This is a genomic window from Aeromonas sp. 62-46, assembly GCF_001898585.1.
Classification (GTDB): Bacteria; Pseudomonadota; Gammaproteobacteria; order Enterobacterales; family Aeromonadaceae; genus Aeromonas; species Aeromonas caviae.
In genome coordinates this window covers 100,220-117,809 of sequence record NZ_MKUI01000015.1, presented here as the reverse complement: position 1 = coordinate 117,809, position 17,590 = coordinate 100,220, and the positions used below count along the sequence as shown (strand labels likewise).

The 17,590-nt window shown below is 61.4% G+C and carries 16 protein-coding genes; 8 read left to right on the top strand and 8 right to left on the bottom strand.

Translation table 11 applies throughout. From position 1 onward, the window contains the following. The first annotated feature begins 2 nt into the window (after positions 1-2). Together BGO64_RS05165 and nqrM are read left to right on the top strand one after the other, a co-directional pair. Entirely contained in the window at positions 3-1,040 is a 1,038-nt protein-coding gene (locus BGO64_RS05165; protein ID WP_029313924.1) for an FAD:protein FMN transferase, read from the top strand. 11 nt (positions 1,041-1,051) lie between these two features. Continuing rightward, positions 1,052-1,276 (top strand): (Na+)-NQR maturation NqrM, encoded by a 225-nt coding sequence (gene nqrM / locus BGO64_RS05160; protein WP_010673371.1) that lies wholly within the window; start codon positions 1,052-1,054, stop codon positions 1,274-1,276. An 80-nt stretch (positions 1,277-1,356) separates the two neighbouring features. Here nqrM and BGO64_RS05155 read toward each other — a convergent pair whose 3' ends face one another. Continuing rightward, entirely contained in the window at positions 1,357-1,566 is a 210-nt protein-coding gene (locus BGO64_RS05155; RefSeq protein WP_214005261.1) for a hypothetical protein, read from the bottom strand. 216 nt (positions 1,567-1,782) lie between these two features. On the opposite strand from BGO64_RS05155, the gene dinB reads away from it, so the two are divergent. The 6 genes from dinB (at position 1,783) to rlmM (ending at position 8,410) form a co-directional block, all read left to right on the top strand. Beyond that, the gene (gene dinB / locus BGO64_RS05150) at positions 1,783-2,835 is read left to right on the top strand and encodes a DNA polymerase IV (protein ID WP_010673373.1); all 1,053 of its coding nucleotides are present in this window, start codon (positions 1,783-1,785) and stop codon (positions 2,833-2,835) included. Positions 2,836-2,902: 67 nt separating this feature from the next. Further along, positions 2,903-5,038 (top strand): methyl-accepting chemotaxis protein, encoded by a 2,136-nt coding sequence (locus tag BGO64_RS05145; RefSeq protein ID WP_286700280.1) that lies wholly within the window; start codon positions 2,903-2,905, stop codon positions 5,036-5,038. Positions 5,039-5,324: 286 nt separating this feature from the next. Next, complete coding sequence (locus BGO64_RS05140) at positions 5,325-6,245, top strand: transcriptional regulator GcvA (RefSeq protein WP_029313926.1); 921 nt, start codon at positions 5,325-5,327, stop codon at positions 6,243-6,245. Positions 6,246-6,257: 12 nt separating this feature from the next. Then, a complete protein-coding gene (locus tag BGO64_RS05135) occupies positions 6,258-6,893 on the top strand; it encodes an alpha/beta fold hydrolase (protein WP_069651748.1) in 636 nt (211 codons plus the stop codon). A gap of 43 nt (positions 6,894-6,936) precedes the next feature. Beyond that, positions 6,937-7,323, top strand: a complete 387-nt coding sequence (locus BGO64_RS05130) for a DUF423 domain-containing protein (RefSeq protein ID WP_010673377.1) — start codon at positions 6,937-6,939, stop codon at positions 7,321-7,323. Then, on the top strand, positions 7,316-8,410 hold the full coding sequence (gene rlmM / locus BGO64_RS05125) for a 23S rRNA (cytidine(2498)-2'-O)-methyltransferase RlmM (protein WP_010673378.1): 1,095 nt from the start codon (positions 7,316-7,318) through the stop codon (positions 8,408-8,410). The genes BGO64_RS05130 and rlmM overlap by 8 nt, the downstream gene beginning before the upstream one ends. A gap of 66 nt (positions 8,411-8,476) precedes the next feature. Here the strand turns inward: rlmM and BGO64_RS05120 are convergent, their stop codons facing one another. The 7 genes from BGO64_RS05120 to queF form a co-directional block, all read right to left on the bottom strand. Continuing rightward, positions 8,477-8,920: a hypothetical protein gene (locus BGO64_RS05120; RefSeq protein ID WP_010673379.1), complete on the bottom strand. Its 444-nt coding sequence runs from the start codon at positions 8,918-8,920 to the stop codon at positions 8,477-8,479. 120 nt (positions 8,921-9,040) lie between these two features. Then, positions 9,041-10,048 (bottom strand): isocitrate dehydrogenase, encoded by a 1,008-nt coding sequence (locus tag BGO64_RS05115; RefSeq protein ID WP_010673380.1) that lies wholly within the window; start codon positions 10,046-10,048, stop codon positions 9,041-9,043. A gap of 142 nt (positions 10,049-10,190) precedes the next feature. Next, positions 10,191-10,988, bottom strand: a complete 798-nt coding sequence (gene xni / locus BGO64_RS05110) for a flap endonuclease Xni (RefSeq protein WP_286700279.1) — start codon at positions 10,986-10,988, stop codon at positions 10,191-10,193. A gap of 122 nt (positions 10,989-11,110) precedes the next feature. Beyond that, positions 11,111-12,466: a nucleotide 5'-monophosphate nucleosidase PpnN gene (ppnN, locus tag BGO64_RS05105; RefSeq protein ID WP_010673382.1), complete on the bottom strand. Its 1,356-nt coding sequence runs from the start codon at positions 12,464-12,466 to the stop codon at positions 11,111-11,113. 158 nt (positions 12,467-12,624) lie between these two features. Further along, the gene (locus tag BGO64_RS05100; protein WP_286700278.1) at positions 12,625-14,226 is read right to left on the bottom strand and encodes a GGDEF domain-containing protein; all 1,602 of its coding nucleotides are present in this window, start codon (positions 14,224-14,226) and stop codon (positions 12,625-12,627) included. A gap of 85 nt (positions 14,227-14,311) precedes the next feature. Continuing rightward, positions 14,312-16,582, bottom strand: coding sequence for a hypothetical protein (locus BGO64_RS05095; RefSeq protein ID WP_279966552.1), 2,271 nt, complete (start codon positions 16,580-16,582; stop codon positions 14,312-14,314). Between the two features lie 116 nt (positions 16,583-16,698). Continuing rightward, the gene (queF, locus tag BGO64_RS05090; protein ID WP_010673385.1) at positions 16,699-17,547 is read right to left on the bottom strand and encodes an NADPH-dependent 7-cyano-7-deazaguanine reductase QueF; all 849 of its coding nucleotides are present in this window, start codon (positions 17,545-17,547) and stop codon (positions 16,699-16,701) included. Between the last annotated feature and the right edge of the window lie 43 nt (positions 17,548-17,590).

Sequence of the window (17,590 nt, the reverse complement as noted above, 5' to 3'; positions counted from 1 at the left end):
CCATGCACAGCGTTGTAAAGACCTGGCTAGCCTTCGGGCTAGCCTTTTTCTTGACTGGGTGCGGTCAGGAAACGGTCCAATCGAAGCCGGAGATCCACATCACCGGCAGCACCATGGGTACCTACTACTCCATCAAGGTGGCAGATAGCGCCGTTCAGGATGCCGCCAGGCTGCAAGCCGAGGTCGACGTCTTGCTGGAGCGGGTCAACGATCAGATGTCGACCTATCGCCCGGATTCCGAGCTGTCACGCTTCAACCAGCACAAGAGCAATACCCCTGTGGTGGTTTCCCGCGATACCGCGCGGGTGGTGACCGAGGCCATTCACATTGGCCGCGAGAGCCGCGGGGCGCTGGACGTCACCGTCGGTCCTCTGGTCAATCTGTGGGGCTTTGGGCCGGATGCCAGACCGACCAAGGTGCCGTCCGACGAGCTGATCGCCCAGACCCGGCAGAAGACGGGCCTTGGCAATCTGCATGTGATAACCTCTGCCGATGCCGATACCCTGCAAAAGGACATCCCGGACCTCTACGTGGATCTCTCCGCCATTGCCAAGGGGTTTGGCGTAGACAAGGTGGCCGAGTACCTGGAGTCCCAGGGGGCGCGCAACTATCTGGTGGAGATAGGCGGCGAGCTGCGCATCAACGGTGTCAACGGCAAGGGGCATCCCTGGCGTGTCGCCATCGAGAAGCCGACCGTCAATGCCGGTTCAGTACAGGAGGTGATCCTGCCCGGTGACAACGGGGTGGCCACCTCGGGCGAGTACCGCAACTATTACGAGCTGGACGGCAAGCGCTTCTCCCACACCATGGATCCGCTGACGGGCAAGCCCATCCAGCACCGCCTGGTGTCGGTGACCGTCATCCACCCCTCCTGCATGACTGCAGACGGGTTGGCGACCGTGTTCATGGTCATGGGGCCGGAGAAGAGCCTGGCCTATGCCAAGGAACGGGGGCTGGCCATCTTCACCATCACCAAGACGGATGACGGGTTCGAAGAGGCTTATTCGGATGCCTTCAAACCATATCTGGTCAAGAAGTAAGGGGTAACTACATGCAGATCTTTCTGATCACCTTCGGGGTGTTTCTGATGGTCGTGGTGGCCATGGCCATCGGCTACATTTTCCAGCGCAAGTCCATCTCCGGCTCCTGTGGCGGCCTGGGTTCCATCGGGATCGAGAAGGAGTGCGACTGCCCCGAGCCTTGCGACAACCGCAAGAAGAAGATGGCCAAGGAAGAGGCCCGTCGCAAGATGCTGGTGGACAACCGCATCATCTAACGGCGGATATCGCTCTGAAGGCAGCCTTGCAACGAAGCGAGCCGACCCCTGGGTCGGCTCGTTTTTTATGTGGCATGGGGTCAGTAGTCATATTGGCTGCATGCCTTTGCCTTGAACTCTTTCTTTCGCTTTGCCAGCTCCTCCCTGGTGCCCAGTTTATCCCCTTGCTGTATGGCTTTTTCCAAGGCGGCGATGCGCTGATAGAGCCAGTTGCACTCCGCAGTCGGGTGATCCTTGCTCGTGCCCGTCAGCGGCAGCAGCAGGCCCAGCAGCGGCCAGAATCTTCTCATCCTGCACCTCCCAGCCCCCGCAAATGGGAGCCCTGAGAGTCTATGCCCTAGCCCGCGCTGGCGCGCTGGCAGAAATGACAGGCTTGGGGTAGCATGGAACGTTCAACTGGTTATCCATACAGTATTTTTGTCGTTCGACACGCCTCCTCGCCGGATGCCCAGGGTCTATCCCTATGATCTGTTCGGGAGGCTGTCGACACAGCAACAGACACGGCCATGCGCAAGATCATTCACATCGACATGGACTGCTTCTTCGCCGCGGTGGAGATGCGGGACAACCCGGCCCTCAGGGAGGTGCCGCTCGCCATCGGTGGCGCCGCCGACCGACGCGGGGTCATCTCCACCTGCAACTACGTGGCGCGCCGCTTCGGGGTGCGCTCTGCCATGCCGAGCGCCCTGGCCAGAAAGCTCTGTCCGCCATTGGTGCTGATCCCCGGGCGGATGGCCGTCTACAAAGAAACTTCGCGCCAGTTGCGCGCCATCTTCCTGCGCTACACCGAGCAGGTGGAGCCGCTCTCCCTCGATGAAGCCTATCTCGACGTGACCCAGAGTCCCCGCTGCGGTGGCAGCGCCACCCTGATGGCGGCGGAGATCCGCGCCGCCATCAGCGCCGAGCTTGGGCTGACGGCCTCGGCCGGTGTGGCGCCGAACAAGTTTCTGGCCAAGCTCGCCTCCGAGCAGCGCAAGCCTGACGGCCTGTTCGTCATCCGCCCCCAGGAGGTGGACGAGTTCGTGCGCCAGCTCCCCCTTGGCAAGCTGCCCGGCATTGGCCGCAAGACGGCAGAGCGGCTGGAGTCCCTCGGGCTCTACTCCTGCGAAGATGCCCGCCAGCTCGGCAACGAGGAGCTGATCGCCCGTTTCGGCAAGCTCGGGGAGATGCTGGCCGGCCGCATCTGGGGACATGATGATCAGCCGGTGCAGGCCCGGCGGGTACGCAAGAGCATCGGCGTAGAGACGACGCTCGCCAGCGATGTGCTGGACGAGGACGCCTGCTGGCAGGTGCTCAGCCGGCTCATTCCCGAGCTGGAGCAGCGTTTTGCCAAGGCCTGCCCTGCGGAGATGCTGATGGGGCAGGGGATCAAGCTGAAGTTTGCCGATTTTCACCAGACCACCGTCTATCGCAAGGGGAGTTATCAGGCGGCACGTTTCCACGATCTGCTGCACGAGGGACTGCAACGGGCTCAAGGAAAGCCCATTCGCCTGCTCGGTCTGGTCGTTGGTTTGCCCGGAGCGGGTGAAATCAATCAATTAAGCCTGGATCTCTGCTGATTTAGTTAAGTTTTTGTATCCAAAACCGATACAGTGTTCACATCTGTAGACGTTAGGAAATAGTGGCATGAGTTCTCTTTCTGTTCAGGGACGGATCACCCTGATCGCCGGTTGCTGTCTGCTGGTCAGTGCCGTCGCGCTGGTGGCTTCTTCTCTTTTCAACGCGGCCCGCATGCAGGAGCAGGTGCTCACCTCCACCACCCTGGAGGGGCAGCACGCGGCAGAAAACTGGATGCAGGCCATGGGGGCGACCCAGGCAGCCCGGGTGACCAGCTACCTCGATGAGGCTTACTTCAGGGCTACCCTGCTTGCCGAGGGCATCTTGTTCCAGCGCAAGAACGCGGCCGACAACTTCGTTCACTCCGAGGCGCTGCGCAATGCCGTCAACCAGCAGTTGCAGGATGCGGCGGAGTCGTCAGCGAACCTGCTCGGTGTCTATGCGGTATTCGAACCCAACCAGCTCGACGGGGAGGATGACAACTATCAGGGGTCGACGGCGCTCGGCGCCAACGACAAGGGGCGTTTTTCCAGCTATTGGGCCAGGGTCGACGGCAAGGTCAGCCTGGAGGTGATGGACGAGGCGATGCTGGCCAACGACAAGCCCTCCGGACACGGCGGCCTTGAGAACGACTGGTACAGTTGCAGCATCCGCAGCAAGGCGCTCTGTCTGCTCGAACCCTATGTGGACGAGGTGGGGACCCAGCAGGTGTTGATGACCTCGGTAACCGTGCCGCTGCTGGACCAGGGCTCCCTGCTTGGCATGGTGGGGGTCGACATCTCCCTGGGGACCCTGCAGAGCCTGGTGGAAGAGATGGGCCGGACCCTCTACAAGGGGCAGGGCAAGGTGCTTCTGCTCAGCAGTGAAGGGCGGGTGGCCGGCGTGGAAGGGGTCCCGGTCGCCCTTGGCAATCTGCTGGAGCAGCAAGGGCTGGCGCAAGATCTCAAGGGGTGGCTGACCAAGGGAGATGTGGTGACGCGCTGGAGCCCGGATGGCGCACTGTTGCAGACCTTCGTACCGGTCAGCATGCGCGGTACGGATCGCAAGTGGGGCATCTATATCGAGCTGCCCCGCGCCGTGGTGCTCGCCTCGGCCCTGCAACTGCAAGGGGAGCTTGAGGATCAGGCCCAGCGCAGCGTGGCAACCCAGCTCACGATAGGTGGCGGGATTTCGGCGCTCGCCCTGCTCTGCATCTGGCTGATGGCCCAGCGCATCGTGGCGCCCATCCGCGCCGTGGTGGCACGCCTCAAGGACATCGCCAGCGGGGAGGGGGATCTCACCCAGCGCATCGATCTGCGCAGGGATGACGAGATAGGCGAGCTGGCCAAGTGGTTCAACAAGTTCCTGGACAAGCTGCAATCCACCATCAGCCAGGTGATCGACACCGTTGCGGGCACTCGGGCCAGTGCGGCCCTGGCGGCGCAAGGGGCAGCCCGTACCAGCGCCGGCATGCAGTCCCAGTATCAGGAGGTGGATCTGGTGGCGACCGCGTTTGAAGAGTTGAGCGCTACCGCCCTGCAGGTCGCCGGCAATGCCAATGCGGCGGTGGCGGCGGCCGATGAGGCCGACACGGCGGCCCAGGAGGGCAAGTCCGTGGTGGCGCAGACCCAGGAGGCCATGTCCAGACTGATGACGGTGATAAGCGATGCCAAACCAGTGGTGGAGCACCTCTCCGCCAACAGCGACAACATCAACGACATCCTGGTGGTGATCCAGGGGATTGCCGAGCAGACCAACCTGCTGGCCTTGAACGCGGCCATCGAGGCGGCCCGAGCCGGTGAGCAGGGGCGCGGTTTTGCGGTGGTCGCCGACGAGGTGCGCAACCTGGCGGGCAGAACCCAGAACGCCATCGTCGAGATCCAGAACCTCATCGGCCAGTTGCAGTCGGGGACGGAGGCGGTGGTGAAGGCGATCCTGACCGGCCATCACCAGGCGGATCTGACCCTCACCAAGGTGGAACTATCGGTCAGCGTGCTGGAGCAGATCATCCAGGCTGTCGGCACCATCCACCAGATGAACGAGCAGATCGCGAGGGCCGCGCAGGAGCAGAGCGGAGTGGCGGACGAGATCAATCGCAACGTCAGCAACATTCGCGATGTGAGCCATACCATTCGGGCGGAAGCGGCGACCTCCGCCGACAACGGGCGCGAGCTGTCGCAACTGGCGGACAAGCAGCAGCAACTAGTGGGCCAGTTCCGGGTGTAGGGGAGGATAAGAAAAAAGGCGCCATCCAACCGGAGGCGCCAAACACATTCAGATGACAGACTGGGTTAAATCGACCTGATTTAGCCCTTCTTCCCGCAGAGGAAGAAACACAACACCACAATCACTGTCGACTCACTCACAAAAACCACATGTAAACCAACATGGAAGAGAAGGTGTGAGCCATATGACAACGAATTGCGTGGCGAATTATGTTTATTCACTGGTCGACCCGCAACCGACAATTTATAATGCGCCCCATTAGAAAAATTCATCGTCGGCCGATTCCATGTCTCGTCGTTTACCTCCGCTCAATGCACTGAAAGCGTTTGAAGCCGCGGCTCGTCACTTGAGCTTTACCCGCGCAGCAGAAGAGCTGTTCGTGACCCAGGCAGCCATCAGCCACCAGATCAAGGCGCTGGAGGAGTATCTCGGCATCAAGCTCTTTCGCCGCAAGAATCGCTCCCTGCTACTGACCGAGGAGGGGCAGAGCTACTTCCTCGACATCAAGGACATCTTTGCCTCCATCTCCGAGGCGACCGACAAGCTGCTGGCCCGCAGCGCCAAGGGGGCGCTCACCGTCTCCCTGCAGCCGAGCTTCGCCATCCAGTGGCTGGTGCCCCGCCTGGTCAAGTTCAGCGAACGCCACCCGGACATCGATGTGCGGATCAAGGCGGTGGACATGGACGAGGGGTCGCTGACCGACGATGTGGACGTGGCCATCTACTACGGCCGCGGCAACTGGCCGGGTCTTCGTTCGGACAAGCTGCACACCGAATATCTGATCCCGGTCTGCTCGCCCCTGTTGCTGACCGGCCCCAAGCCCCTGCGCACCCCGGACGATCTGACCCGCCACACCCTGCTGCACGACACCTCCCGGCGCGACTGGAAGGCCTGGTTCCGCCAGCTCGACATCGACGCGCCCAACGTCAACCAGGGACCCATCTTCAGCCACTCCACCATGGTGATCCAGGCGGCGATCCACGGTCAGGGAGTGGCGCTCGGCCACAGCGTGCTGGCCCAGCCGGAGATCGAGGCGGGTCGTCTCATCTGCCCGTTCGAACAGGTGCTGGTGAGCAAGAACGCTTTCTATCTGGTGTGTCAGGAGCAGCAGTCCGATCAGGGCAAGATAGTGGCTTTTCGCGACTGGATGCTGGAACTGGTGGAGCAGGAAGAGGCCCGCAGGCGTGCCCGCCTTGCCGATGCCTGAGGAGTTGACCTGGTGACTGACCTGACAAGAGAGGGGGCGAGTGACGCCCCCGTTCGCATTCTGCTGGCCCACGGCGCGGGGGCGGGCATGGAGCACAGCTTCCTGGCCGAGTTGTCGCGACTGCTGGCGGGGCCGGATATCGAGGTGGTGCGCTTCAACTTCCCCTATATGACCAAACGGGCTCAGGACGGCAAACGCAGGCCGCCGGACAGACAACCCGTGCTGCTGGCTCACTGGCGCGAGATGGTGCGTCAGTTTGCCCATCCCCGGCTGTTTCTGGCGGGCAAGTCCATGGGGGGGAGGATGGCGGCCGAGCTGTTTTGCGAGGGGGATGACGAGATGGATGCTGCAGGATTGATCGTTCTCGGGTATCCTTTCCACCCCCCGGCCAAGCCCGACGCATGGCGGGGCGAGGTGCTCAAGCTGATCACGACGCCCACGCTGCTGCTGCAGGGGGAGCGCGATACCTTCGGTTCCCGCGCCGAGCTGGCCGATTTCCCCTTCTCACCCGCCGTATCGGTCCACTGGCTGACCGACGGGGATCATGGTTTCAAACCGAGAAAGGCGAGCGGCATGAGCGAGCAGGAGAACCTGCGACTGGCTGCGGAGCGGATCAAGGATTTTATCGCGGCGGTGGGCCGCTCCTGACGATCTCGAGCGGGTCGAGAGAAGAAGCGTGCAAGGAGAGAAGATGCAGATCCAACGACATTGGCTGGTGCTGGCGGGCTTCTTCGGCCTGACGGCCACCATGCTCGGGGCCTACGGCGCTCATGGGCTGGCGGCGACCGGCATTGCTCCTTCGTTGCTGGCGGCGTTCAACACCGCCGTGCAATACCAGTTTTTCCACGCCCTGGCCCTGCTGGTGCTGGGGCTGTGCGGCGTGCGCGGCAAGGTGATCACCTTCGCGGGCGCCGTCTTTGTGCTGGGGATCCTGGGATTCTCCGGCAGTATTTACGCCATGGTGCTGCTTGGCAGCAAGGGGCTGGGGCTCATCACCCCGGCCGGTGGCCTCTGTTTTATGTTGGGATGGGCGGCTCTGATGTGGGCCGGCTGTCGTCTTGGAGGAAAGAATGAATAATCTGCTGCTTTATTGCCGCCCGGGTTTTGAGAAAGAGGCGGCGGCAGAGATCACCGAGCGTGCCGGCAACATGCAGTGCTACGGCTTTGCCCGGGTCAAGGACGACAGCGGCTATGTGATCTTCGAGTTGTATGACGAGGAGCAGGCCGATCTGCTGGCGCGCAAGCTGCCGTTCCGCGAGCTCATCTTCATTCGCCAGATGCTGGTGGTGACCCACGAGCTGAAAGATCTGGAAATAAGCGATCGGGTCTCTCCCATCCTGGAGGCGGCGAGCGGTTACGCCATTTGCGGTGATCTGCGGGTGGAGACGGCCGATACCAACGAGGCGAAGGAGCTCTCCGCCTTCTGCCGCAAGTTCACCGTGCCGCTTCGCCAGGCGCTGCGCAGCAACGAGATCCTGACCAAGAAGGAGACCCCGAACCGTCCCGTGTTCCACGCCTTCTTCCTGGCCAATGACCACCTGATGCTGGGGTACTCCTACTCCTTCAACAACTCTGCCTTCCACATGGGGATCCCGCGCCTGCGCTTCCCGGCCGATGCCCCGAGCCGCTCCAGCCTCAAGCTGGAAGAGGCGTTCTACGTCTTCGTGCCGAAGGAAGAGTGGGACTTGCGCCTGTGCTCCGGCCTGAAGGCCGTGGATCTTGGCGCCTGCCCGGGTGGCTGGACCTATCAGCTGGTGCGTCGTGGCATGATGGTGACGGCGGTGGACAACGGCATGATGGCCCAATCCCTGATGGACACAGGCCAGGTGAAGCACATCCGTGACGATGGTTTCGTGTGGCGGCCGAGCAAGAAGAATACCTACTGGCTGGTGTGCGACATGGTGGACAAGCCGGCGCGAGTGACCCACATGGTGGCCGACTGGTTCAGGGAGAACGACTGTCAGGAAGCCATGTTCAACCTCAAGCTGCCGATGAAGAAGCGCTACGCCGAGGCGGTACACAACATCGAGGTGCTGCGCGGACTGCTGGCAGAGATCGATGGCGGTTTCATCATTCAGGCCAAACAGCTCTATCACGATCGCGAAGAGATCACGGTGCACGTCTACAACAAGTTCTGGGTCTCCAAGCTGTCCCCCAAGTCCTGAAGCAGCATCGGGAACAGGGCATGAAAAAACCGGACGGTGACGTCCGGTTTTTTTGTGTCTGGGCCATCAGAAGCGGTAGTCCAGACGCATCATGGACTCGTCGTCGGTGATCTTCAGCTCAATTTGCAGGGGAATGGTCTTGTCACTGGGGTTGAACTGCATCTTGACGCCATCCCCGCGAAGCTTGACCGAGGTGTTGATGCCGCCAGCGTTGAACTTGATTCTGGGCTTTTGCTTTTCGAAGGAGAGGCTGACGCTCTTCTCTGCCGTGAGGTTCAGTTTCTGATAGGGGGTGATCTGCCGATTACCGTTGCTGTCGGTGGTGATATCCACCCCCAGGGAGAGCGGCTTGGGCTGTTTGAGCAGATCGTTGGTATCCAGGGTGGATTGCCAGGTCTGCTTGGCTGGCGCCTCGTGCTGGGGGGGCGGCGTCAACCAGGCATTGTCGACTGGCCTGTCTAATGCCGTGGCACTGCTGCTGACAATCAGCAAGATGAAAGTAGCACGCATGGTGGATCTCCTTATCCCTCATATCAACATAGTATTCATCTGGCGAGGGAGGTAGGGAGGCGTTGGCATAAAACAAAGGGAGCCGAAGCTCCCTTTTAAAATCATATGGTTGGATTCTATTTATAGACGGTCGATGATGGCCTGGGTGAATTCGCTGGTGGACGCTGTGCCCCCCAGGTCACGGGTCACCCGATCACCGGACTCGATGGTCGCCCGCACGGCCTCGCGAATGCGCTCCGCCTTGTCCTGCATGCCGAGATATTCCAGCATCTGGATGGAGGCGAGGATCACCGAGGTGGGGTTGGCGATGTTCTTGCCGGCGATGTCCGGCGCAGAGCCGTGTACCGCTTCGAAGATGGCGGCCCCTTCACCGATGTTGGCGCCCGGCGCCATGCCCAGCCCCCCCACCAGACCGGCACAGAGATCCGAGAGAATGTCGCCGAACAGGTTGGTGGTGACCATCACATCGAAGCGCTCCGGGTACATCACCAGGTTCATGCAGGCGGCGTCGACGATCATCTCCTCGTTCTGGATGTCCGGGTAGCGGGCCGCGACCTGACGGGCCACTTCCAGGAACAGGCCGGAGGTGGACTTGAGGATGTTGGCCTTGTGGATGATGGTGACCTTCTTGCGTCCTTCCTGGCGCGCCAGCTCGAAGGCGAAGGTGACGATGCGCTCGGCCCCTTCCCGGGTGATGATGCTCATCGCCTCGGCGCTCTGGTTGTCATCGCTGCGCTTCTGGCCGGCACCGGAGTACATGCCTTCGGTGTTCTCGCGCACCGTGATGATGTCGATGTTGTCGTAACGGCTCTTGGTGCCCTTGAAGGAGAGGACGGGGCGCACGTTGGCGTAGAGATTGAACTTCTTGCGCAGGGAGACGTTGATGGAGGTGAAGCCGCCGCCGACCGGAGTGGTGAGCGGGCCTTTCAGGCTGACCTTGTTCTTCTCGATCAGGTCGAGGGTGGCCTGGGGCAGCAGCTCGCCATGTTTTTCCAGGGCTACCAGACCGGCGTCTGCGTATTCGTAGTCGAAGTCACAACCCGCGTGGGTCAGGATCTGGATGGCGGATTCGATGATGCTGGGGCCGATGCCGTCGCCCGGGATGACGGTAATCTTTCTTTTTGACATGAGGCGTATCCACTTCTAGGGAACAGAGGGGGAGGATTCGTCGGCTTTATACCATTTTTGCACCACACCCTCCATGTTTCTTTACATTTTACCCATTTATGTCAACAGGTACGGCCTGTCTTGGGAAATGGTGTGCTGGGGATCACGCCCCGGCATCAGGGACGGGAGGGTAGCGGATCTCCCGCAGGTTGAACCCGAGCGGGATATCGTGCTGCAGCCGGACCAGGCGTTGGGCCAGCAGGGCCTCTTCCCGGTGCTGGCGCAGCTTGAGCAGGGGCCTGGTGGCCTCCTCCCGCTCACAGGCCTCCAGCATGGCAGCCAGGTCCCCGTATTGCTGCAGCAACTGGGTGGCGGTCTTGGGGCCGATGCCGGGCACCCCCTTGATGTTGGAGCCGCCGATACCGGTCAGGGCCCAGAAGTCCACAAGCTGGGCCGGTGTAACGCCGTACTGCTGCTGGACGAAGGCGGCATCCAGCCAGCGTTTGTTGAAGTAATCCCGCACCCGGATCTGCGGGCAGATGAGCTGGCAGAACCCCTTGTCGGTGGAGATGATGGTGGCGCTGGCGCCGTGCTGGGCAATGCCGCTTGCCAGGGTGGCGATGAGATCGTCCGCCTCGTCGGTCTGGGAGAGCAGGGCATCCACACCGCACTCCCAGAAGGCGTCCTGCAGGTCGGCAAGCCCTTCCCTCAGCTCATCCGGCATGGGGGTGCGGCCCTCCTTGTAGGGGGGATAGAGCGTCTTGCGCCAGCTGTGGACCTCACCGTCAAAGACCGCGATGGCGTGGGTCGGCTCGCTGGCTGCCAGGAGCTGCTTGCAGGTGTTGATGAGGTTGGCTCGGGTGGCGAGCAGGGCCTGGGCCGGGGTCAGTCCCTGCTGGCTCTGCACCGCGTGCAGTCGGCGGATGAGGTTGAGGGCATCGATGATGAGCAGGTGTGGCATGGGGCACTCCGGGCGTCGGGGAGTGCCATTGTAACAATGGTGGCGTCTCCTGCTAACCCCGTAGAAGACCAGTCAATGAAAGAGGGGCCCATGGGCCCCTCCGGTGCATTGTGGTGTCCCGGCTATTTGACTATCTCATAGCAGGGAACGTACTGGCTGCCCGGCAGCTTCATGCGCTGCTGCTTGACGAAGCTCTCCAGCAACCTGTCCATCAGGTGCATCAGCTCCTTGTCGCCGTGCAGCTTGAAGGGACCCTTCTTCTCGATGGCCCTGATGCCCCCTTCCTTGACGTTGCCTGCGACGATACCTGAGAAGGCGCGGCGCAGGTTGGCTGCCAGCAGCTGGGGCGGCTGGTTGCGATGCAGATCCAGGCTGGCCATGCTGGCGTGATCCGGCTCGAACGGCAGCTGGAACTCGGGCTCGATCCGCAGGGACCAGTTGAAGGAGTAGGCATCTCCCACCGACTTGCGGTATTCGCGGATCTTCGGCATCGCCTCCTTCATCACGCGGGCCACCTCGGGCGCATCGCCGATGATGATCCGGTAGAGACTGGTGGCGGCTTCCCCCAGGGTCGCCTTGACGAAGTCGTCGATGGCGCGGAAGTAGTCGGCGCTCTCTTTCGGGCCGGTCAGCACGATGGGGATGGGTTGGCGATCGTTGGCCGGGTGCATCATGATGCCGAGCAGGTAGAGCAGCTCCTCGGCAGTTCCGACCCCGCCCGGGAAGATGATGATGCCGTGACCCAGGCGCACGAAGGCTTCCAGCCGCTTCTCGATGTCCGGCAGGATCACCAGCTCGTTGACGATGGGGTTCGGCGGTTCGGCGGCGATGATGGAAGGCTCGGTGAGACCGATGTAACGGCCGTTGCGCACCCGCTGCTTGGCGTGGCCGACGGCGGCCCCTTTCATGGGGCCCTCCATGGCACCCGGACCGCAGCCGGTACAGATGTTGAGCTCGCGCAGACCCAGCTCGCTACCCACTGCCCGGGTGTACTGGTATTCCACCTCGTTGATGGAGTGGCCGCCCCAGCAGACCACCAGGTTGGGGTCGGCGCCGGGCAGGATCGCCTTGGCGTTGCGCAGGATGGCGAACACCACGTTGGAGATATGGGTGGAGCTGGTCAGGTTGACCAGACGATTGGACTCGAGCTGGGTCGACACATAGAGAATGTCTCGCAGCACGGAGAACAGGTGCTCCTGGATGCCGCGGATGATCTCGCCGTCGACGAAGGCGTGCTCGGGGGCGTTGAACAGCTCGAGCTTGACCCCGCGCTCGCGCCGGATCACGTGAATATCGAAGGATTTGAAACGTTCCAGTATCTCTTTGGAACTGTCGGTATGGCTGCCGGAGTTGAGGACCGCCAGCGAGCAGTTGCGAAACAGTTGATAGATATCGCTGGAGGCCGTCTGCTTGAGGCGATCCACCTCGAGCTGGGACAGCAGGTCCATGCTGCCCACGGGATTGATGTGTGTAATCATAATTTCCCCTTTCACTCGCTTGTTATCGTTGTGCTTTCCCTGGGGAGAAAACGGGATGCTTTGGCATCCCTCGGGTTCGATAGTAGAGGCAAGGGGGTGGGCAGGGGAATAGGGGGACTGTGCGTTTGCCGCTTTTTTAGCCGCCCCTCAAAGCGGATTCAGGCGAGATTGACCTGATCCCGGCCGGAGTGCTTGGAACTGTAAAGCGCCTTGTCGGCACGCTCGAACGCATCCGTGGTATGGTCGCCGGTCCGAAACAGGGTGGCACCGATGGAGATGGTGATCTCGACCCTGGCATCGCGAAAGCGGAACGGGATGCTCTTGATGGTCTGACGCAGGTTCTCCAGCGGCTTCTGGTACTTGTCCGGATTGATGTTCGGCAGCAAGACCACGAACTCCTCACCGCCAAAGCGGGCGATGAAGTCGGTGTCGCGCAAGGCGTTCTGCAGGGCCTTGGCAACCACCTTCAATGCCTTGTCGCCGGCCATGTGGCCGTAGTTGTCATTGATGTGCTTGAAGTGGTCGATGTCGATGATGGCCAGGCACAGGGGGGTGCCATAGCGTAACCAGCGTTTGTATTCGAGCTCGAGCCGCTCGTCCAGGGCCGCCCGGTTGTGTACCTGGGTCAGGCTGTCGAGGAAGAGCTTGTGTTTCTGGATGGTGAGCCGCTTCTTGTACTCGGCGGTCTCGTCCTTCATCAACCTGAGCTTGGCTTCCATGTTGGAGAGGTGGGTGAGCAGGTGGCGCTCGCGGTTGGCCATCTCCTCCCGCTCCTGCTGCAGCCGGCGGATAGTGTCCAGATGCCCAGAAATGGCGCCCCTGAGTATCTGTGGCGAGTCATGGGCTGCCATGGCGCGATCGATGGCGGCGAGTTCCCGCTCCAGCGCCTGTCCGCTGAGATGGGCGGCATTTTGCAGCGCCCGCCCTTCATCCAGGGATTCGGTAAAGCTGTAATGGACCGAGGAGAGGCTCTCGTTCAGGGTGCTGAGAAACGCCTGGGAGGCTTTGCGCTCTTCCCGGGTACCCTCGATGATGAGTTCGATGATCTGCAGGCAGACTTCGGCCAGCAGGGCAGGGGTGATGCCCCCGAGCAACTGGCGGCGGATGTCTGCGAGGCTCTCGCCCACGGCGCCGGCAAAGTCGAGCTCGGTGATGAGACGCTGCAACTCGTCTGAAATCTGGGCATGTGCCTTGATGTCAAAGGAGTCGGTAGGGGCCGGGCTGGAGAGCTCGGTGGGGATCTCCACCGAAGGGGGGATCAGCGGCTTGCGCGGCAGCAGCTGGATCTTGATCGCCTGCTGGTAGAACTCCAGCAGCCGGATCACCTTTTTCTGGTGATCGCCGATGCCATAACTCTCCGGGCTGGCGAGAAACTCCTTGAGGGCGCGGCGGGTATCTTCCGGAAACCCCTTGATGGTTTTGAGCTGTTTGCTGCCGAGATCGATGGCTGCCCGGGTCAGGCTGATGGACTCTTCCATGGTGTGGCTGTGCTGTTGCAACAGCTTCTCGATGGCGTTCAGATCGGTATCGATGGAGGTAAGAGGAGGGTTGCCTTCAAGTTTCTGCTTGAGCTTGGCGAGCCGGTTGTCGAGCTCGCGATCGTGGCCGCGACAGGCTTGCATCAACTTGCCGATGAACTGGATACTGCGGGTGCGTTCGGCATCGGAGAAGCTCGCCATGCCGTCAAGCTCCTGCTGTTTCTGCTGGAGGGATTCCCTGAGTCTTGCCAGTTGTCCTGTTACGGCAGCCATATCATTCATTCTTCAGGTCGCCCTGTTGTCATTATCGTTTTTGTTTCGTCCAGCAACAGAAAGCCAATCAAAGACCCCGTTGAGTACCTTTTTGTCACGGATTGTCCGCAACCTTCGTCCGTGAAAGCGCAAGCCAGTTAACCCATTGCTTTTCATGAGAAGAATTTACTTTTACCAGTCCCTTGTCAATTGCCATCAAGCAGCATTGCCACACATCTCCGTTAAAAAATGCGGCCTGCTGGCAATCGATGGCGGCCAGCTCAAGCCAGACGCTCTGCTGGCATTTTTCGCTGAGCTGAATGGCACCCGAGAGGGCCAGGTAGCAGAGATCGAACAGGCCGTGGTGATCGAGGGCCATGGCCGCCTTGGGCAGGAAAGGATGGCTGACGATGCCGAGGCTGATGCGCCTGTCCAGCGGGTGCTCGCAGGGGAAGGCTGCCAGGGTGTCGAGCAGGGTCTGGGCCAGCTGATGCAACTGGGCCACGTGGCGCTGGGGCACCACATAGAGCAGGTGGCCTTCGCGCAGGTCGTAGATGCGGCCATCCTGCGGAGTCAGTTCGTTGACGTAACGGCCGAAGGCCTGCTCTATCTCGCGGCTGACCTGATAGCCGTGCTGCTCCAGGCTGTTGATCAGGAAGGGAACCCGGAACAGCAGGTAGTGCAGCTTGTCGTCAAATTCGCTGGTGGGGCGTTCGCTCAGGTACCAGCGCTCGGATTTTTGCTGGCGCTTGGCCATCTCCCGAGGCCAGCGGCTCATCAGTCGCTGCCAGTTGGCCAGGCCGCTGCGCGGCTCTACCAGCAGGGCCTCTCCAAGCTGTTTGGCATGAAGGCGCGCGACCCGCAGTTTCAGCCAGAGGGTGAAGAACAAATAGATGAAGAGTGCCAGCAGCAGCCCGGTGCTGACGCTGGTCCAGAGGTATCGCTCCTGCTGGTGCTGGCTGACGTCGAGTTGCTGTTCCAGCTCCTTGACCTGTTGCACACGCTCCACCTGGGCGTAGTTGTCGCGCACCGCCTCCTGCTCCAGCGCCAGCTGTTGCTGGCGCACCAGTTCGCTGCGCTGGTGGTAATTCTTGTAGCTCTCCAGGGCCTGCTGGAGGTAACCCTTCTGCTCATAGGCGACGGAGAGCAGGCGGAAGATCTCGAATTGGCGCCGGATGTCCCCAATCCGGTTGGCCAGGGTGAGAGCGTTCTCCAACTGCAGGATGGCGATGCCCGCCTCCTGCTGCTTGAGGTGCAGCTCTCCCAGCAACAGAAGGGTGTCGATGAGCGACTCCTTGTCATCCCCCAGCTCATGGGACTGGCGTGCGGCGTTCAGGTAGTTTCGCGCCAGGTTGAGATTGCCGGTCTGCAGGTAGGTCTTGCCTATCTCGAACTTGAGATGGGCGATGCGGGTACGGTTGCTGCTCTCGTCCAGCAGGTCGAGGGCATTGAAGAAATAGACCAGCGCCATGTTCATCTCGCCCTGATCCCGGTTGAGACGGGCGAGCACGATCAGGGCGTCGCTCAGCATGGAGGAATTGCCGAGGGCATGAAAATAGTTGGCCGCCTCGCTGGCGTATTGCAGCGCTTTTTGTGGCTCCTGCTCTTCCTGATAGAGGCTGACCATCTGGTTCGAGAGCAGGCCGAGGAAGAGGGGATCCTGCAGGGGCTTGGCTTGCTGTTGTGCTTCGATGTACTCCCCCAGTGCAAGCTGGGGCTGACCCAGAGCCTGATAGAGATCCCCGCCCACGGCGCTGGTCCAGGCCCTGGCCAGAGGCTGTTTGGCGTGATCCGCCCATTTGCGGGTCTCGGCCAGCTGCTGTTTGGCGAGATCGAATTGCCGTTCCTCTATGCTGGCGTTGACGCGCAGCAAGCGGCTGTAGACCTGCAACTGGCTCTCCTTGAGGTCGGGATTGGCCAGCAGTTTGTCGAGTTTGTCGAGCAGGGGGGCCGCGGCGCCATGGGTATGCTGTTGCAGGTTGCGGCTTCTAACCAGTAGATAGAGCCCATGGGCCTGCAGCTCGAACTGCTGCTCTTTCTCGGCCATGGCGATGCCCTGCTCAAAGGACTCCTGTGCCTGGGCGAACTGCCCTAGCTGCTGCAGACACTCCCCCTTGAGCAGATAGGCGCCCGTGGTCTGGGTGGCGGTACCGTAGTTCAGCATCGGCTCGCGATAGCCGTATTCCTGACGGTTGCTGATGATCTGCTTGGGATTGTTGGCCGTGCGTTCGAGGAAGGAGGTGGCAATCTGGGCACATCTGGCGGGATCGGTCAGCACCAGGGTCTGGGCCTGCTGCAGGTCGATGGACAACTGCTCCTTGGCCAGATCCAGATCAGGAGCCGACAGGGAGGACATCATCATTGCCAGAAAAAACAGTTGATTCATTGGATTAAGAACGGCACGGAGGTGCAGGCATGTTATCCAAGCCCACCCCCGCCCGTCCAGAGTTTACTGAGGTGATGCGCAGCGGGCCGCAGCCCGCAGGATGGCGGCGCCGGTGATTACTGACGAATGAGGCGCAGGTTCGCCGGAACCGGCTCCCAGTCGCTGCGGAAGGGGTTGATGTCCAGGCCGCCGCGGCGAGTGTAACGGGCATGGACGGTCAGTTGCTCCGGGGCGCAGAAGTGCTTGAGATCGGTAAAGATGCGCTCGATGCACTGCTCGTGGAACTCGTTGTGCTGGCGGAACGAGATGAGGTAGCGCAACAGCTTCTCCCGGTCGAGACGCGGGCCGCGATAATGGATCACCACGGATCCCCAGTCCGGCTGGCTGGTCACCAGGCAGTTGGACTTGAGCAGGTGGCTGTGCAGGGTCTCCTCCACGATCTCGCGACCGGCGGCCCCTTGCAGCAGGGTCTCGTCAAACTCGTAGCCGTCCACCTCGATATCCAGGCTGTCGATGCACTCACCGGGCAGCTGGGCTATCTGGTGGGGGGCCTGGTCGAGGGTGAAGAGGGTGACGCTCACCGGGGCACCAGCGCAGCCACTCAGGTCCTGAACCAGCAGCGCTTGCACTGCCTCCAGGGAGTCGCAGCGGGTCTGGTTGAAGGAGTTCAGGTAAAGCTTGAACGACTTGGACTCGATGAGATTCGGGCTGGTAGCAGGCACAAAGACCTCCCCGATGGCAACCACGGGCTTGCCTTTGGCATTGAGCCAGGAGAGTTCATACAGGGTCCAGACGTCGCACCCCTGGAACGGCAGTTCACCTCTCAGGCCAAGATCGTCGCGGTTCAGGCTGCGTGGCACGGGCTGCAGCAGACTCGGGGTGTACTGGCTGATGTAGGCGGACTGCTGCCCCAGGCTCAGGCCTTGCAGCGCACTGGCGCCGGCGTATCTCTCTTGTTTGCTCATGCTGGTTTGCTCACGCTTGTCTGATAAGGGGTTTGATGGTGCA

Excerpts from the sequence above, each read along its gene's own strand:
- BGO64_RS05120 (WP_010673379.1), bottom strand. The coding sequence starts at position 8,920 with ATGCGTGCTACTTTCATCTTGCTGATTGTCAGCAGCAGTGCCACGGCA.
- nqrM (WP_010673371.1), top strand. The coding sequence starts at position 1,052 with ATGCAGATCTTTCTGATCACCTTCGGGGTGTTTCTGATGGTCGTGGTG.
- BGO64_RS05100 (WP_286700278.1), bottom strand. The coding sequence starts at position 14,226 with ATGAATGATATGGCTGCCGTAACAGGACAACTGGCAAGACTCAGGGAA.
- queF (WP_010673385.1), bottom strand. The coding sequence starts at position 17,547 with ATGAGCAAACAAGAGAGATACGCCGGCGCCAGTGCGCTGCAAGGCCTG.
- BGO64_RS05115 (WP_010673380.1), bottom strand. The coding sequence starts at position 10,048 with ATGTCAAAAAGAAAGATTACCGTCATCCCGGGCGACGGCATCGGCCCC.
- BGO64_RS05130 (WP_010673377.1), top strand. The coding sequence starts at position 6,937 with ATGCAGATCCAACGACATTGGCTGGTGCTGGCGGGCTTCTTCGGCCTG.
- BGO64_RS05165 (WP_029313924.1), top strand. The coding sequence starts at position 3 with ATGCACAGCGTTGTAAAGACCTGGCTAGCCTTCGGGCTAGCCTTTTTC.
- BGO64_RS05140 (WP_029313926.1), top strand. The coding sequence starts at position 5,325 with ATGTCTCGTCGTTTACCTCCGCTCAATGCACTGAAAGCGTTTGAAGCC.
- BGO64_RS05145 (WP_286700280.1), top strand. The coding sequence starts at position 2,903 with ATGAGTTCTCTTTCTGTTCAGGGACGGATCACCCTGATCGCCGGTTGC.
- dinB (WP_010673373.1), top strand. The coding sequence starts at position 1,783 with ATGCGCAAGATCATTCACATCGACATGGACTGCTTCTTCGCCGCGGTG.
- rlmM (WP_010673378.1), top strand. The coding sequence starts at position 7,316 with ATGAATAATCTGCTGCTTTATTGCCGCCCGGGTTTTGAGAAAGAGGCG.
- xni (WP_286700279.1), bottom strand. The coding sequence starts at position 10,988 with ATGCCACACCTGCTCATCATCGATGCCCTCAACCTCATCCGCCGACTG.
- BGO64_RS05095 (WP_279966552.1), bottom strand. The coding sequence starts at position 16,582 with ATGAATCAACTGTTTTTTCTGGCAATGATGATGTCCTCCCTGTCGGCT.
- ppnN (WP_010673382.1), bottom strand. The coding sequence starts at position 12,466 with ATGATTACACACATCAATCCCGTGGGCAGCATGGACCTGCTGTCCCAG.
- BGO64_RS05155 (WP_214005261.1), bottom strand. The coding sequence starts at position 1,566 with ATGAGAAGATTCTGGCCGCTGCTGGGCCTGCTGCTGCCGCTGACGGGC.